This is a genomic window from Mycetocola zhadangensis (assembly GCF_003668565.1).
GTDB lineage: Bacteria > Actinomycetota > Actinomycetes > Actinomycetales > Microbacteriaceae > Mycetocola_A > Mycetocola_A zhadangensis.
Genome location: NZ_RCWJ01000001.1, coordinates 660,898 through 676,205, shown reverse-complemented (window position 1 = coordinate 676,205; position 15,308 = coordinate 660,898). Strand labels below are relative to the sequence as shown.

The window sequence follows — 15,308 nt, the reverse complement described above, 5'->3', positions numbered from 1 at the left end:
CGATCCTGAAAACGGGATCTTCTCGGCCGGAGGTTTGTCGTGTTGTGGTTCTAGTAGAGCAGGTTGGTCAGTCGCGCACGCGCACGACCGACACGAGGATCGGTGACACCGACAACCTCGAACAGGTCCAGGAGGCGTGTGCGAATCACGGTGCGCTCCTCGGCGTCCGCGGTCTCGAACAGGGTGAGGAGCCGGTCAAATGCGTCCTCAACGTGTCCACCCGACAGGTCGAGGTCAACGACGTCGAGCTGCGCGGCCAGGTCATCCGGCTGGGCAGCCGCAGCTGAACGGATCTGTTCAATGGTCTTGCCCTCGAGCCTGTGCAACAGGCTCACCTGGGCCAGGCCGGCGATTGCCATCTTGTCGAGCGGGCTCTGTGCAATGGCCTTCGAATACGCAGCGATCGCTCGGGGATAATCGCCTGCCTCGATCGCCTCGTACGCTTCAGCGTGAAGGGGCGGAAGTGGCGGCTCGACTGGTTCGGCCTCTTCGACCGGCTGCCCCGCGACGACAGCCGTCGACACGACTCCGGTCTGTGCCGCAGCCTGGAGTACCTGTTCGAAGACCTCCCGAACCTGCTGTTCGGGGATCGCACCGGCGAAAAGTTGCAGAGGACGACCACCGATGAGCGCGACCACGGCGGGAATGGACTGCGCCTGGAACGCCTGCGTCAGCTGCGGGTTCGCGTCCACGTCCACCTTCACGAGAAGGAGCCTGCCGCCGTATTCGGCGATGAGCTTCTCCAGGACGGGCGAAAGCTGCTTACACGGGCCGCACCATTCGGCCCAGAGGTCGACGATGACGGGCACCTGCTGCGAGATCTCGAGGAACTGCGCGAAATTCTCGTCAGTTCCATCGAGCACGAGCGACGGCACGTCGACCGTGCCAGGTGTACCAGGTGCACCAGGCGCCGGTGTCGCGGCAGCTTGCGCTCCTGCTGGTGGTCGATTTACCAGGCTGGACAGGTCGACTGCGCCGCGAAGCGCGGCGCCGTTCAGGGCAGACGGCCCGGGCTGGACGCCGCTCATGCGAGTTCCGCCGCTGCGGTCAGGCCCTGGCTGAAGCCGAGCAGCCTGATCTGGTCGCTGCTCCCTGCCGGGGGCACGTAAAACAGAAGCTGGTCACTGTAGGTCGATTGCACGCCCTTCTCCGTTTCCGTGAGTCCACTCAGCGCGGCTACCGCGCCTGATGGCTTAATTTTGGCACCAACCTCGAGGGGCTTCACGACCTCGGTTTCGGCGATGTTGACAGACACAAGGGCACCCGACTCGTTCGTGGCCAAAGCGACAGGGGGCGCCTCACCCGCCGCGACAGAGAACTCGATGGACGCCGTGGTGGGAAGCGCAGCCTTCTTGGCTTCGCGGTCAGAAGCAATGACGCCTCGAAGGGTGTCTCCTTCAGCATCAAAGAGTGATGCGAACTCACTGTTCTCACCGTTGGTGATGACGTCCGCGTATGCTGCGGCGAGCTTGTTCGGGGGAAGCAGAAGGAACGACGAATCCGGCGGCAGTTGCGCCGCTCCGATCGTGGCGGGTGCCACTTCGGGGATCTCCGCTTGCGGCTCGAGACGCATGGCGTACTCGACCTGATAGTTTGACCGCGGCGTCGCCTGAACGAGCACCATGGCCGTTGGAGCCGACGTCGGGTTGGCTTCATCCTGGACGACACTCATCACCGTTCGCGGCCAGGTATCGGTCGCCTGAGGCAATGTGAGCCCGCCCGGCGCCGACGGGATTACTGGCGACGCAGCGTACTCGGGGATTTTCGCCCGGATGGCATAGTTGCCCTTGCGCTCGTCGAGCGCGGGACCGACGAAACGGGTAGCGGCGAGGTCAGCGTTCAGTGCCTGGTCCGCTTCGAGAGTGGTCGTCGAGATGCGTGCTGTGATCCGTTCCAGCTGCGGAGCGGTGACGGCGGGGGCAGGCTGATCGTCCTCCTGCTCGGCGTCCAGCTCTGTTGCGGTCGGCGTCGCTGACGGCGACGCGTCAGGTGCGAGGTCCGGCCAGAATCCTGCAGAACAACCGCTTAAGGCGAGCGACGAGACCAGCGCGATGGGTACCAGAGCGATCATGGACCGGCTCCGCGAACGCTTCGGAGCGCTTCCGTGTCGTTTGTCGGACTTGTAACGCGATGGCTTGGGCACCTTCGGCATTTTCTCCATTCCGGGTCCAGCGCTGATGCCTTTACGGCGCGGCCCGCGACTCTTACGCATGTGGTTGATTCCGAGCAGGTAAAGCGCGAGCCCGACAAGAAGCAAGACGATTCCCGCCGTGATCAACGGACCGGCCCACGGGGTCCTGTTGTCGAGCGGCCAGGAGACGGAAACCTTGGACGGGGCCGGCTCCGTACCATTCGATGCGATGAGGACGCTGACGTCTTCTGGCACGTTGATGGTGGTGAGAACTGCAGCTTCTTCCGAGTTTTCGGCCAGCCACAGGTCGGACCCTCGAGGGTCATCGAGCACTGCCTGAGCCGCCTTCTCCTCATCGGTGAGCGGAGCGGCATCCTCGGGGGCTGCGTCTTCATCGTCCGCTTCCTCGGGGGTGACCACCGAGCTAACGAGCTTCCCGGTCTCATCGTCCAGGGACAACCTGTTGTACGACGCGTCGCCCAGCCATGCGGCTACATCCGCCGTCCTGCCATAGGACACGAAGACGCTGTCACTGCCGGAGACCGTCAGCGTTTGCTGGCCGACTTCCGAAACGAGGACGTCACCACCGATCACGGTGTACGGCAGGTCGCCTTTAACGGTGGTCTCGACGGCGTAGGTGGACGGACCGAGAAAGACGGTGCGCTGAGCGATGCCGAGCACAATCATGGTCGCGGCAACAACGAACGCCACAATAGCGAGTACGAATCGCACTAAATCTCCTTCTCTGTTGCAACCGAACGGGCATTTTCGCCCGATTTGCGGTGAACATCGGGCCGGAAGCAACAGGCACAGACGTTTCAGACTATCCGAAATCCCTGAGAGGGAGCTAGCAGCCGCCCCGTTTCGACGGGTGACGTTCCGGCCGGTTCGTCGACCACTACGATTGTGAAATGTCCATGGTGAGGGAACTCCGGTGAAGATACAGAACCCGTTCCGCTTCGGGCTTATCGGCACACTTGGTGTCGGACTCGGGCTTCTCATCCTGTTTTCGATCGTGTCGCTTTCGACGATCCTGACCTACATCGGCGCTGCGATTTTCATCGCCCTCGGGCTCGACCCAATCGTGACGGGGTTGGAGAAGAAGCGTGTTCCTCGCTGGGCAGCGCTCATCATCGTCATCGTCGGCCTGCTGTCGCTCTTCGCTGGGCTCGTGTGGATGATCGTGCCGATCATCGTGGACCAGATTTCTGAACTGATACGGATCATCCCCGACCTTCAGACCCAGTTTCAGGCGTATCCCCTGATCGAGAATCTTTCCCAGCAGTTCCCATTCATCGACTTCCAGAAGATCATCGAAGACACCGGTGACTTTTTCACGTCGAACATCACGAACATCGGTAGCGGTGCCATCAAGTTCGCCGTCGCGATCGGTACCGCGTTCTTCGGCGCTCTGATCGTCCTGATCCTCACCATCTACTTCACCGCGTCACTCCCCGCAATCAAGCGCGGCTTGTACCAGTTGGTTCCCGCCACCCGGCGCGAGCGTTTCGCTGACCTCGCCGAGCAGATCACCGACTCGGTGGGACGATACGTCATAGGCCAGGTGGGCATCGCCGCATGCAACGGCATCCTGACCTTCATCTTCCTGTCGGTTATCAAGGGCCCGTTCCCACCCGTACTCGCCTGCGTCGCCTTCTTCTTCTCGATGATCCCGCTCGTCGGAACCCTCACCGGGTCGATCATCATCACCCTTGTCTGCCTGATACCCGGACTCGGTTCACCTCTCACAGCGCTTGTCGCTGCGATCTACTACCTCATCTACATGCAGATCGAGGCGTACGTACTGAGCCCCAACATCATGAGGCGCGCTGTCAGCGTGCCTGGGGCGGTTGTGGTCATCGCGGCTCTCGCCGGAGGTTCGCTGCTCGGACTTCTCGGAGCTCTCATCGCCATCCCAACGGCTGCGGCGATTCTGCTCATCATCAAGCAGGTCGTCATCCCGCGCCAGAACGAGCTGTAACGATCGTCAGGTACCTGCGACAGCTCGGTTCAGACGTCCCACTCGTCGGGCAGCGGTAGCGCAGCGGGATTCACAGCTCCGACGATTTCCGAAAGCACGCGGCGGGTCTGTGTCTCCCCGACCCAGAGGTGCTTGCCGCCGTCGACGGCAATGAGGACGGCGTTGGGCACGCTTGCGAAACGCGCGGCGGCTTCCTCGGGGCGAAGATAGTCATCGAATTCCGGAATCAGCGCGATGAGGTCGCGAGGATCGTCCCGCCACTCGTTGAGTTCGTCCTGCGTTGCCCTGTGCAGGGGCGGGGACAGCAGGATGGCACCCTCTACGGCGTGATCCCTGCCGTACTTGAGCACAAGTTCGGTGCCGAACGACCAACCGACGAGCCACGGCCGCGGCAGTCCTCTTTCAGTGATGAAGTCCATAGCGGCGCGCACGTCGTGCTCCTCGGTGACTCCACCGCCGAACTCGCCCTGGCTTGTTCCACGCTCGGATGAGGTGCCGCGGGTGTTGAAGCGCAGCACAGCGAGGTCCGCCATCGCCGGGAGCCGGGCCGCAGCCTTTCGGAGGATGTGGGAATCCATAAAGCCGCCGGCTGTCGGCAGCGGGTGCAACGTGACAAGAGTCGCGACCGGTTCGCGGTCGACGGGCATGGCCAGCTCGCCAACAAGCGTGAGCCCGTCAGCGGTGACCAGAGTGATCTCTTCGCGTACCGCGGGCAGGACAGTGCCGCCTCGCACCTCGATCATGTTCATGGGTTCCGTTTCAGCCGATGCGCCAACAGTGGTTGTGCCAGTGGCGACGCGCGGCGAGATCTGCGTCATCACCGAGCACGCCGTCTGCCCGCCAGATCACAAGATGCGGAACAGCCGGTGCGATGCCCAGTCCGCAGCCGGGGCACAGGTACTCCTTGACTGCCCGCTCAGCGCTGACGGGCTGGACAAAGAATTCCCGACCGCGCCGTGTCTCCGTGCGCTTCCAACCGGACAACAGGTGTTCGAGCGACCCGCCCTCGCCTGCCGATGGGCTCCCACGGCGGCTTCGTGGCCGGTTGCTTCTAGGCATGCACCCATCCTAGGTAACGCGTCGGACGTCAGCTTCAACGCGACGCGCGGAGTCTGCTCAGTACCAGTTCTTCGCCTGGGAGTGGCCCCATGCGCCGCACGGTGTACCGTACCTGCCGCTGATGTAGCCGAGGCCCCATGTGATCTGGGTGGCCGGGTTTGTCGCCCAGTCGCTTCCCGCGCTGCCCATCTTGCTACCGGGCAGAGCCTGCGGGATGCCGTATGCACCGCTCGACTTGTTCTCGGCGTTGACTCGCCAACCGGATTCCTTGTTCCACAGGGCTACCAGGCAGGAGAACTGGTCTTCTCCCCAACCGCGGGCGAGAACCATGTCGTGGGCGATCGCCTGCGCCGAGCCGGGATCAGCTGTCACCTTCGGCAGTGGCGCTGCAGTCTTCTTGGTTGACCCGGTCGCCTTTTCGTCTTCAGGCTCTTCCTCAACCACAACGACCGGCTCAGGAATAGGCGCGGCCACAAACTCGTAGCCGTCGCGAGTGAAGCTTGTCTCGTAGGCACCGGTAACGGCGAGGGCCTGGGTGTCGGCCCCGTCGTAACGGTCGGCGACCTGGAAATACGGGGACGCTGTTGCTCCGGAATACGGGTCAACCACGTTCACAGCGACGACCGCAACCGCCGCAGCGAACGAGAAAAAGAACAGCGTAAACGGACTGCGCGATCGGGGTCTCTCAAACGCCCTTCCGACGCGAGATGCGGGTGGGGAGGACTCGAGTTTCACAGGATGTTTAGCCACGATCTTTCGATTTTAGCCCAGAACAGGGGTTACCGCGAGTTTGCGACAGGAATCACCGAACAGCGAGCATCACTTCGATGACGCTGTCGAGCAACAAATCGACCTGCGCTTCGCGGTAACCGCCACGTTGTGCCCCGAATACGGCCGTGCGTACCGCGTCGGTGCTGAACGGAACTCCACGCTCAAAATAGTCGGTCAGCGAGACGCACAGCGCATCGACATCCGCGACCGAGTATCCCTGGGCCAGGATGCTCGTCCGGTGGAATCGTCGCCCATCCGGCCGCGTGATTCGATTAAGGATCACCTGCGCGGTCTCCCGAGCGGAGCCGAGCCACTCGCCTTTGCCACGTTCGGTGAAGGCGCGTTCGCGCTCGCGAAGGGCGAACGCGTCCTCGAGGCGTTCGAGTGCCGCATCAACGTGGCTGGTTGAGTACCCGCCGCGGACGAGAGAAAAGGACGTGTGTCGAATGTCGGATGCCGTCAGTCCGGTTGGTCCGGAATCGTCGGCATCGTATGCCGCACGCGCTTGAGCAAGGAACGCGTCAACCTGGGTGACGTTGTAACCCTTCGTGCGCTTCCTTGTTGGAGGGAAAGTTGTGCTCACGCGTTCATCCTTTCAGCACCCTGAACGGGTTGCCTAACCGAGCGATCGGACATTTACGCTGTGATCCCGCCGACGCTGAAAAGAGCGAACACCGCGAGGGCTACCGGCGCAGACGGAAGCATCGAGTCGATCCGGTCGAGGAATCCACCATGCCCTGGCAGCCATGAGCTGATGTCCTTGATGCCCATGTCTCGCTTGATCAACGACTCGGTCAGGTCTCCGAGAGTCGCCGTGCCGAGGAGTGCCAGCCCAAAGACCACTCCGACCCACCATTCGGTCTGCAACATGAAAAGGGCAAGCAGCACTCCGGTGACCACGGCCGCAACGCCGGCTCCGGCGAAACCTTCCCACGTTTTCTTGGGGCTGATCTTGGGCGCCATCGGGTGTTTGCCGAGGGTCAGTCCGCTTGCGTATGCACCGATGTCCACTGCCACGACGAGAATGAGGAACGCGAGGGTCCACCACTGCCCCTCTGGCTGAAGTACGAGGCTGATCGCGAAGCTCGCGAGGAACGGAACGTACAGCTGCACGAGCACAGCGGTCACCAGGTCGCGACCGAGGTTGCCGCCGGTGCGTAAGCCTTTCTCGAAGAACTGCGCGATCAGCCGCCAGAGGACAACAAACAGAATCGCCCCGGCGAGCAGCGGCCAACGCCAGTTCGACTCGAGGAAGTAGGCGCCGGCGATGATCGCCACACCTGCCGCGACGGCCGGAATCACGTCGATCCGTCGACCGCTCTCGCGAAGCGCCCGAACAAGTTCGAACGTCGCGAACGCTACGACGGCCGCGCAAAATGCGACGAAGATTGCTTTGACGAAGATCAGGCTCGCGATCAGGATGACTCCGAGCAGGAGACCGAATACGGTCGCCATGACGAGGTTACGACCGGCGCGTGCCTCGATGCGTTCGTTGACCTGGTCGATCTGCGCCCGGGTGGTACGAACCTGTCGCTCAATGTCGGCACGACGTGACCTTAGTTGAGCCTGGAGTTCGTCTCGCGACATCCGCCTCGGCCGCGGGCCGTTGCCGCCTGAGGGGTCGCCCGGTTCGGTCATGCCGCCACCGTGTTTCGAGAGAGCACCACGGGATCTAAATCTCGAGGAGTTCGGTCTCTTTGCGCTTCAGAGCGTCGTCAATGGCGTCGATGTGGGTCTTGGTGACCTGCTCGAGTTCCTTTTCCGCCCGAGCGACGTCGTCATCGCCCACCTCACTCTTGAGAGCGTCGAGGTCGTCCTTGCCCTTGCGACGGATGTTGCGCACGGCGACTTTGGCATCCTCACCCTTGGTGCGGACAAGCTTCACGTATTCCTTACGGCGTTCCTGGGTCAGCTCCGGCAGGGTGACGCGCACAATAGTTCCGTCGTTGGTCGGGTTGGCGCCGAGGTTTGGGACGTCGCGGATCGCCTGCTCGATGTCTTTGAGCGCCGTCTTGTCGTACGGGCTGACGATGATCGTGCGAGCTTCGGTGTTGTTGAGCGAAGCGAGCTGGTCGAGCGGAGTCGGTGTGCCGTAGTAGTTCACGAGGATCTTCTGGAACATCTGCGGGTTAGCGCGGCCCGTCCGGACCGTGGCGAAGTCATCCTTCGCAACCTCAACTGCTTTTCCCATTCGGGTTGTTACGTCAGAGAGAACTTCCGCGATCACGTGCGACTCCTTCTAGTTGCGTGTAGTCATCCTCCATTCTACGTGGAGGACACTGGTGGGTCTGTGGACTGGAGGTCAGTTACTGACCAGGGTGCCGATGCCTGCGCCGAGAATCGCCTTGGTCACGTTGCCCTCAGGCGCCATGCCGAAGACCTGCATGGGCATCGCGTTGTCCATGCACAGGCTGAACGCCGTCGAGTCGACGACCTTGAGTCCGCGCTGGAGCGCTTCCTGGTAGGTGATGTGGTCGATACGAGTCGCGTTGAGGTCGACCTTCGGGTCGGCCGTGTACACGCCGTCGACGCCGTTCTTGGCGACGAGGACGATGTCTGCGTCGATCTCGAGGGCGCGCTGCGCTGCGACGGTGTCCGTCGAGAAGTATGGGAGGCCTGCGCCCGCACCGAAGATGACGACGCGGCCCTTCTCGAGGTGCCGCTCTGCACGACGCGGGATGTACGGCTCAGCGACCTGTGTCATGGAGATGGCCGACTGCACACGGGTTTCGGCGCCGGCCTGCTCGAGGAAGTCCTGCAGTGCGAGCGCGTTCATGACGGTTCCGAGCATGCCCATGTAGTCGGCGCGTCCTCTGTCCATTCCCCGCTGGGACAGCTCAGCGCCACGGAAGAAGTTTCCTCCGCCGACGACGATGGCGATCTCGACGGTCTTTGCAGCTTCAGCGATCTCGCGTGCGATGTTGGACACCACGTCGGGGTTGACACCCAGCGAGCCCGCACCGAACGATTCACCGGAGAGCTTGAGAAGTACCCTGCGCTTCTTCGTGACTGTAGACATCCGTTATTCGCCTTTCGTAAAGCTTTCTGAGCCCAGCTGTTGCGTGTCGCTTCCACGCATGAAAAAGGAGTCCGGATCACGTAGGTGATCCGGACTCCTCATGGTTTACTTACGCGCCGACCTTGAAGCGGGCGAAGCCCGTCACTGTCAGGTTTGCGTCGGCAAGAACCTTCTTGACCTGGATCTTGCTGTCGCGTGCGTAGTCCTGTTCGAGCAGTGCGACCTGCTTGAAGAACGCGGTCAAACGACCCTCGACGATCTTGGGAAGTGCCGCTTCCGGCTTTCCTTCGTTCTTCGAGATCTCGGTGACGATGTCGCGTTCCTTCTCCACAGTCTCTGCCGGAACTTCTTCGCGGGTGAGGTACTGCGGGTCGAACATGGCGATGTGCTGGGCAACCGCGCGAGCGGTCTCAGCGTCATCTCCGGTGTAGCTGACGACGACGCCGATCTGCGGGGGCAGGTCCTGGCTGGTCTTGTGCAGGTAAACAGCGAACTGCTCACCCGTTACCAGGGCCACGCGGCGCAGTTCAACCTTTTCGCCGAGGATTGCAGCCTGGTCGTTGATCAGGTCGGCAACCGACTGGTTTCCGGCCGGAGCAACGAGTGCGTCCTCGAGCGAGGCAGCGCCTGAAGCCGCAACAGCGTCGAGGACCTTGTCGGCCAGGGCAACGAACTTGTCGTTCTTCGCAACGAAGTCGGTCTCGCAGGCGAGCTCGATCAGCGTCGTGGTTGCGCCATTGTTCTTGGCCGCAACGAGACCCTCGCTCGTGGAGCGGTCAGCACGCTTGGCGTTACCCTTTGCTCCCTTGAGACGCAGGATTTCGGTGGCCTTCTCCATGTCACCTTCGGCCTCGACGAGAGCATTCTTGGTGTCGACCATTCCGGTCCCAAGCTGCTCGCGAAGAGCCTTGATGTCAGCAAGAGCGATGTTTGCCATATTCGTGAAACTCCTCGTTTGCGATTAGTTGTTGTCGGCGACCGGCTGCTTCTCAGCCTCGGTCGCTTCCGCCTCGAGGCGCTCTTCGGTCTTCTCGTCGCTTTCAACAGCAACGACCTCGACCGGAGCGTCTTCGGCGATTGCCGCGTTCTTCTCAGCCACTTCAGCGTCAGCGTCGTTCTGCTCGACGGGGGCTTCTGCTGCGTCGGCTCCGAGGAGCTCTGCTTCCCAGGCGGCCAGCGGCTCAACCGGGGCTTCGCCCTCGACTGGCTTCTGGTGACGCTGGATCAGGCCCTCAGCCGCTGCGTCCGCGATGATGCGGGTGAGCAGGCCGACCGAGCGAATCGCGTCGTCGTTACCCGGGATCGGGTAGGTGACTTCGTCCGGGTCGCAGTTGGTGTCGAGGATACCGATGACGGGGATCCCGAGCTTGCGAGCCTCGTCAATGGCGAGGTGCTCTTTCTTGGTGTCGACAACCCACAGAGCCGAAGGCGTCTTGGTGAGGTTGCGGATTCCGCCGAGCGACTTGTGAAGCTTGTCGAGCTCGCGCTTCTTGATGAGCATTTCCTTCTTGGTGAAGCCCGACTTTGCGGTGTCTTCGAAGTCAAGCTCTTCAAGCTCTTTCATGCGAGCGAGACGCTTGGAAACAGTCTGGAAGTTGGTGAGAAGTCCACCGAGCCAGCGCTGGTTGACGTAGGGCTGGCCGACGCGGGTTGCCTGCTCGGCGATCGCTTCCTGTGCCTGCTTCTTCGTTCCGACGAAGAGGATCGTTCCACCGTGGGCGACGGTCTCCTTGACGAAGTCGTATGCCTTGTCGATGAACCCGAGCGACTGCTGGAGGTCAATGATGTAGATGCCGGAACGCTCCGTGAAGATGAATCGCTTCATCTTCGGGTTCCAACGGCGGGTCTGGTGCCCGAAGTGCACGCCGCTGTCGAGCAGCTGGCGAATGGTTACGACGGCCATGAGCCGTTCTCCTATTCTGACGCGCCCGGGATCCGGGCGAGCGTCTGTCGGTTGTCAGTGCGGCCGAGTGGCCGCTCCTCCTGGTGCCCGGCGCACGTCCGCCCTGTCGTAGTTCACGAGAGAGACCGAATGGAAGTGGGAGCCGAATGGGCACGCGTAGTCACCCCGACATGCGAGGTGCTCCGAATATCTTAGCAGGAGACGGCGCGCTCCCGGCGTCCTCAACCGGTGCGACTTTTGTGGGTTGTGCCCACAGAGCCCCAGCTCGAAGCGGCGACCCCCCGGCTGTGAATCAGAGTGGGTGCATGACTGTTCGCGCCAGCACGCTTGTGTGCAGCGCACTCGCGACGATGTGTCTCGGAATGCTGTCTCCGCACGCGTACGCTGACGGCGGCGGCCCCGGAGTGACGGTCGCGGCCCCGGTGGACTATGAGGCCGCCGGAACATGGACGTGGCCCATCGTCGCGTCTCGCGCCGTACTCCGGCACTTCGAAGCTCCGGCGACTGCCTACTCCGCGGGACATCGCGGAGTGGATCTCCTCGCACCGGTGGGCAGCCAGGTCATCGCACCTGCAGACGGCGTCGTGAGCTTCGCCGGCCGGGTCGTCGACCGCCCGCTGCTTTCGATCACCTCTGCCGGCGGGCTGGTCTCGAGCATCGAGCCGGTTGAAGCATCTGTAAGCGAAGGCGATCTGGTCACGGCGGGAGATGTCGTCGGGATTGTGGCCGTTGGTGGACACTGCTCAGATATTTGCGCCCATTTCGGTGTACGGCTGTATGGCGAGTACGTGAACCCGATCGCTTTGCTTGAGACGGTCCCCCGCGCGATTCTCCTGCCTGTGAGAGGCTGAGCGGCATCAAGCCCGAGGATGCGCTCCGCGGTAGCTTTCCTTGAGGCGCTCGGCGGACACGTGGGTGTAGATCTGTGTTGTGCCGAGTGAGCTGTGGCCAAGCAATTCCTGAACGGCCCGGAGGTCGGCGCCGCCGTCCAGCAGATGGGTTGCGGCCGTATGCCGGAGCGTGTGCGGACCTTGCGCGGACCCGCCGGGGAGCGCGGCGAGGAGTCGGCTCACGAGTGAGTACACGCTGCGTGGCCCCATCCGTGCTCCCTTGACTCCCAGGAAGACTGCATCCGTGCTCTGCTCCTGCCGGGTCGACAGTGCAGGGCGTCCCTGTCTCAGGTAGTCGACGAGAGCGGAGTGCGCCGGCACGCCGAACGGAACTACCCGCTCCTTCGATCCTTTGCCAAGCACACGAACGGTCAACCGGTCGAGATCTATGTCGTCCTGATTGAGCCCACACAGTTCGGAGACCCGAATCCCGGTGGCGTAGAGAACCTCGATGAGTGCAGAGTTGCGCAAGGCGACGGGGTCGCCGTTCGCTGCACTCTCGGCGAGCGAGGCAAGCATGACGTCCATCTGGGTGCGCTGAACCACGTGCGGTAGCGACCTGCCCGTCTTCGGCGAACGCAAACGGACCGCCCGGTCAATATCGACGTAGCCGTTTTGGGCCAACCATGCAGACCAGCTGCGCACAGAAGACGATCTCCTGGCGAGGGTAGTTGCACTGAGACCGGACTGGGACGAACTCCACAGCCAGTTCCGGAACAATTCCAGATCCACGTGCGCCACGTCGTCGACGTCCCGTTCAACCGCGAACGCTGTGAAGGCCGACAAATCAGATTCGTAGGCACGGCAGGTCGACGGGGAGTACTGGCGCTCGACAGCGATGTAGTCGATGTAGCGCGCGGTAGCCGTCGAAATCTTCACATTTCCAGAATCGCGTATCCGGGAACAGTTCATCGACAGACTCACCAGGGTTCAGCCCTACCGATAATTCGGGAACGTGCCAGCAATCGGGTGCTGTACCCCGCGGCTCATTGTTTTCGCGTCACAAATATCCACCCCTGCTCGCGCTCGTTCACGGCTCCACGGAGCTGCAGAACACCGAGCACCGACTGCACGACGTCGAGAGGCAGACCCGTTCGTCTCGCAATGTCATCAACGGACCGTCCCGTGCGGGTAGTGAGCGCATCGAGCAAGCGCAGCTCTTCCGAGCTGTACTTCGTAGATCCGGTGGAGCTCCCGAAGATGTTCTCCTCGAGTTCACCACCATCGACAAGTTCTGCCATCTCGTCCGCATTGGTGACGCACGTCGCGCCGTATTCCCGGATCAGCCGATGACACCCAGCCGACGCGGCACTGGTTACTGAACCGGGAACCGCTCCAAGCGGCCGACCGAGCGCCGCCGCGTGCCCCGCGGTGTTCAGCGATCCGGAGCGCCACCCCGCTTCGAGGACGACGGTCGCCTGACTCATCGCCGCAATAAGCCGGTTGCGCTGGAGCAACCTAGGATAAGTACGTGAACACCGCAGCTATATACGCCCGCCAGTCCGAAGACGTCTCAGAGGGTATCGACCGACAAGTGGCACGATGCCGCGCACTGGCCACCGCCCGAGGCTACGACGTGATTGAGCCCTTCGAGGACAACGATACGTCGGCCTTCAAGGACCGAGGCGAGGCGACCGCGTGGGGCAGGATGCTCAGGGCGCTTCGTAGCGGCCTCGCCGACGTGGTTATCGCGGTCGACCTCGACCGACTGCTTCGCAGCCCTCGCGACCTAGGGACGTTGATCGAGACTGGCGCACGCCTTCTCACAGTCGACGGTGAAATTGATCTCACGACGGCGGACGGCGAATTCCGGGCCTCCATGCTCGCGTCGCTCGCACGCTTCGAGGTCCGCCGGAAGAGCGAGCGACAGCTTCGGGCGAACGAGCACCGGGCTGACGGAGGCAGGCCCACACCCGGCCGTCGGCGTTACGGCTACGAGACCGACGGCGTGACCCTCCGCGAGAGCGAAGCCGTCCACGTCCGCCGCATGTTCGAGCACGTCGCCGGAGGCGGCTCTATACGTTCAATGGCGCTAACCCTGCGGGAGGAGGGCGTCGACCCCGCGCCAGGCAAACAGTGGGGACCGGGACGGGTCCGCTACATCCTGACTAACCCTTCCTACGGCGGTGAGGTCCACCGCCGAGGCGCTGCGCTCCCATCTACATCGATAGAGCCCGTCGTCGACCGCGAACTCGCGGAGGAAGTTCGCGCGATCCTCGCCGACGATGCCCGCCGCACGACGCCGGGCCCGACTCCGCGCTACCTGGGGTCTTCGCTTGCCACGTGCGGTATATGTGATGCGTCCATGATGAATCTGGCGGGTGGTTACCGCTGCCGAGAGAGCTCGGCACACCCGTTCATCAAGAAGGAATTCCTGGACACCCGGATTCGCGAAGAAGTCGCGCTCGCGTTCCTGAGCACAGGACACGAACTAATCAAGTCCGACAACAAAGGGGCGGCGTCGCCTCTGGTCGCCGCCCTACACAAGAACGGCGCGGCCGCGCGGCGAACGGCGGCGGACCGCGACGAAGGATTACTCTCACCCGCCGATGCCCGTATAAGGCTGACCGAGCTTCGAGCGGATCGCGAGAGCATCGAAGCGCGGCTCGACGCGCTACGTACGGAACGTTCAACGTCGTCGTCCCTCGCCGACGTTGCCCGCGAACTTCTCGGCGACGAGCCGCGTGTCGTGTCAACTGGAGAATTCTTCGGACCCATGCGTGACGCTCTTGTCGAAAGCTTTGCCGCCCTTGATATCGACCGCCAGCGCGAGACCGCCCGCGCTCTCCTCGACATCACGGTTGACAAAGGACGTGACGCGCGGCGCCGCGTCCGGGTGTGGCACAAGCTGGCAACCCACTTGAACCCCGACCCGACGGCCCTAGCCGACGACTACGACGCCGAATAGGAAGGTCGACTCGCGTAGCCATGGCGAGCTAATAGCGGTCGATCGGACTGTCCAGCGCCGTCGTGGTCGTGTCCTTCGGCGCCGCACTCTAAGAAGAGTCAGGGTCGCGCTCGCCGGATGGGTCGCCGCCGCAGGTCGTGCAAGCTTCGAGCAGCGCGTGTAAACACCCCGTTCGTCCCTCTTCGGTGACAAAGTGACGATACTTACGTCACTTTGTATTCCCCCCTTAAGAGCTCTCTCTCTTGTAGAGGTAATACGAAGTGACGTAACTTCCGTCACTTCGTCACATCTTCCCTCTCGGCGCCGACGTGAGGGCGCGCTGGACCTGACCGCATCTGTGCTTCTGGCCGTGCCTCCGGCGAGCGCCCGAGCGTACAAGGCCGACCGCAGCGCCGGGCGCAGCCTAATACTGAGCAGTTCACGCCTTCCCGGCCCTCTCTTCCTCCGTCCCTGTCGTCTAGAGACGATGAATCACGAACAGAGAGAATCCCATGCCTAACGACGCTCCCATCGTCGACGCCCCCTCCGCTGAGCGCTCGCAAAGGCTCCCGCGAAGCAGGCCTCGCCTTCTCCTCGGCTCCGGCGAGCGCCCGAGCGTTCGCTTCGCGCACTCGCGCCGAGTCGTCCGCCGCGCACCCACCGTCCT

The 15,308-nt window shown here is 62.7% G+C and carries 16 protein-coding genes; 3 read left to right on the top strand and 13 right to left on the bottom strand.

What is annotated here, in order from left to right:
* Positions 1–50 precede the first annotated feature (50 nt).
* On the bottom strand, positions 51–1,028 hold the full coding sequence (locus D9V28_RS03255) for a tetratricopeptide repeat protein (RefSeq protein ID WP_121658248.1): 978 nt from the start codon (positions 1,026–1,028) through the stop codon (positions 51–53).
* Positions 1,025–2,863 (bottom strand): DUF8094 domain-containing protein, encoded by a 1,839-nt coding sequence (locus D9V28_RS03250; RefSeq protein WP_121658247.1) that lies wholly within the window; start codon positions 2,861–2,863, stop codon positions 1,025–1,027. Before D9V28_RS03250 ends, D9V28_RS03255 begins: the two co-directional genes overlap by 4 nt.
* Before the next feature lie 202 nt (positions 2,864–3,065).
* Between D9V28_RS03250 and D9V28_RS03245 the strand changes: the two genes are divergently transcribed.
* Positions 3,066–4,112: an AI-2E family transporter gene (locus D9V28_RS03245; RefSeq protein WP_121658246.1), complete on the top strand. Its 1,047-nt coding sequence runs from the start codon at positions 3,066–3,068 to the stop codon at positions 4,110–4,112.
* 29 nt (positions 4,113–4,141) lie between these two features.
* Here the strand turns inward: D9V28_RS03245 and D9V28_RS03240 are convergent, their stop codons facing one another.
* The 9 genes from D9V28_RS03240 to rpsB form a co-directional block, all read right to left on the bottom strand.
* Positions 4,142–4,861 carry an alpha/beta hydrolase gene (locus D9V28_RS03240; protein ID WP_371869986.1) on the bottom strand — a complete coding sequence of 240 codons (720 nt, stop codon included), beginning with the start codon at positions 4,859–4,861 and terminating at the stop codon, positions 4,142–4,144.
* A gap of 10 nt (positions 4,862–4,871) precedes the next feature.
* Positions 4,872–5,171, bottom strand: coding sequence for a hypothetical protein (locus tag D9V28_RS03235; RefSeq protein ID WP_121658245.1), 300 nt, complete (start codon positions 5,169–5,171; stop codon positions 4,872–4,874).
* Between the two features lie 57 nt (positions 5,172–5,228).
* Positions 5,229–5,780 (bottom strand): aggregation-promoting factor C-terminal-like domain-containing protein, encoded by a 552-nt coding sequence (locus D9V28_RS03230; protein ID WP_229727706.1) that lies wholly within the window; start codon positions 5,778–5,780, stop codon positions 5,229–5,231.
* A gap of 193 nt (positions 5,781–5,973) precedes the next feature.
* Positions 5,974–6,525 (bottom strand): DivIVA domain-containing protein, encoded by a 552-nt coding sequence (locus D9V28_RS03225; RefSeq protein WP_121658243.1) that lies wholly within the window; start codon positions 6,523–6,525, stop codon positions 5,974–5,976.
* 53 nt (positions 6,526–6,578) lie between these two features.
* On the bottom strand, positions 6,579–7,580 hold the full coding sequence (locus D9V28_RS03220) for a phosphatidate cytidylyltransferase (RefSeq protein ID WP_121658242.1): 1,002 nt from the start codon (positions 7,578–7,580) through the stop codon (positions 6,579–6,581).
* A gap of 34 nt (positions 7,581–7,614) precedes the next feature.
* Entirely contained in the window at positions 7,615–8,169 is a 555-nt protein-coding gene (gene frr / locus D9V28_RS03215) for a ribosome recycling factor (RefSeq protein ID WP_121658241.1), read from the bottom strand.
* Between the two features lie 75 nt (positions 8,170–8,244).
* Entirely contained in the window at positions 8,245–8,961 is a 717-nt protein-coding gene (gene pyrH, locus D9V28_RS03210) for a UMP kinase (RefSeq protein ID WP_121658240.1), read from the bottom strand.
* Positions 8,962–9,070: 109 nt separating this feature from the next.
* Positions 9,071–9,898, bottom strand: coding sequence for a translation elongation factor Ts (gene tsf / locus D9V28_RS03205; RefSeq protein WP_121658239.1), 828 nt, complete (start codon positions 9,896–9,898; stop codon positions 9,071–9,073).
* Between the two features lie 24 nt (positions 9,899–9,922).
* On the bottom strand, positions 9,923–10,864 hold the full coding sequence (rpsB, locus tag D9V28_RS03200; RefSeq protein WP_121658238.1) for a 30S ribosomal protein S2: 942 nt from the start codon (positions 10,862–10,864) through the stop codon (positions 9,923–9,925).
* Between the two features lie 305 nt (positions 10,865–11,169).
* Here rpsB and D9V28_RS03195 point away from each other — a divergent pair, with 305 nt between their 5' ends.
* On the top strand, positions 11,170–11,715 hold the full coding sequence (locus D9V28_RS03195; RefSeq protein ID WP_183086411.1) for a M23 family metallopeptidase: 546 nt from the start codon (positions 11,170–11,172) through the stop codon (positions 11,713–11,715).
* Between the two features lie 6 nt (positions 11,716–11,721).
* On the opposite strand, the gene D9V28_RS03190 is transcribed toward D9V28_RS03195, so the two are convergent.
* Together D9V28_RS03190 and D9V28_RS03185 are read right to left on the bottom strand one after the other, a co-directional pair.
* Positions 11,722–12,633 (bottom strand): tyrosine recombinase, encoded by a 912-nt coding sequence (locus tag D9V28_RS03190; protein WP_229727705.1) that lies wholly within the window; start codon positions 12,631–12,633, stop codon positions 11,722–11,724.
* A 107-nt stretch (positions 12,634–12,740) separates the two neighbouring features.
* Complete coding sequence (locus tag D9V28_RS03185; RefSeq protein ID WP_121658235.1) at positions 12,741–13,181, bottom strand: DNA-processing protein DprA; 441 nt, start codon at positions 13,179–13,181, stop codon at positions 12,741–12,743.
* A 44-nt stretch (positions 13,182–13,225) separates the two neighbouring features.
* Here D9V28_RS03185 and D9V28_RS03180 point away from each other — a divergent pair, with 44 nt between their 5' ends.
* On the top strand, positions 13,226–14,662 hold the full coding sequence (locus tag D9V28_RS03180; RefSeq protein ID WP_121658234.1) for a recombinase family protein: 1,437 nt from the start codon (positions 13,226–13,228) through the stop codon (positions 14,660–14,662).
* Positions 14,663–15,308: the final 646 nt, after the last annotated feature.

Bases quoted from the DNA above. Each gene is read 5' to 3' on its own strand.
- D9V28_RS03220 (WP_121658242.1), bottom strand. From the start codon at position 7,580: ATGACCGAACCGGGCGACCCCTCAGGCGGCAACGGCCCGCGGCCGAGG.
- D9V28_RS03195 (WP_183086411.1), top strand. From the start codon at position 11,170: ATGACTGTTCGCGCCAGCACGCTTGTGTGCAGCGCACTCGCGACGATG.
- D9V28_RS03235 (WP_121658245.1), bottom strand. From the start codon at position 5,171: ATGCCTAGAAGCAACCGGCCACGAAGCCGCCGTGGGAGCCCATCGGCA.
- tsf (WP_121658239.1), bottom strand. From the start codon at position 9,898: ATGGCAAACATCGCTCTTGCTGACATCAAGGCTCTTCGCGAGCAGCTT.
- rpsB (WP_121658238.1), bottom strand. From the start codon at position 10,864: ATGGCCGTCGTAACCATTCGCCAGCTGCTCGACAGCGGCGTGCACTTC.
- D9V28_RS03255 (WP_121658248.1), bottom strand. From the start codon at position 1,028: ATGAGCGGCGTCCAGCCCGGGCCGTCTGCCCTGAACGGCGCCGCGCTT.
- pyrH (WP_121658240.1), bottom strand. From the start codon at position 8,961: ATGTCTACAGTCACGAAGAAGCGCAGGGTACTTCTCAAGCTCTCCGGT.
- D9V28_RS03240 (WP_371869986.1), bottom strand. From the start codon at position 4,861: ATGAACATGATCGAGGTGCGAGGCGGCACTGTCCTGCCCGCGGTACGC.
- D9V28_RS03185 (WP_121658235.1), bottom strand. From the start codon at position 13,181: ATGAGTCAGGCGACCGTCGTCCTCGAAGCGGGGTGGCGCTCCGGATCG.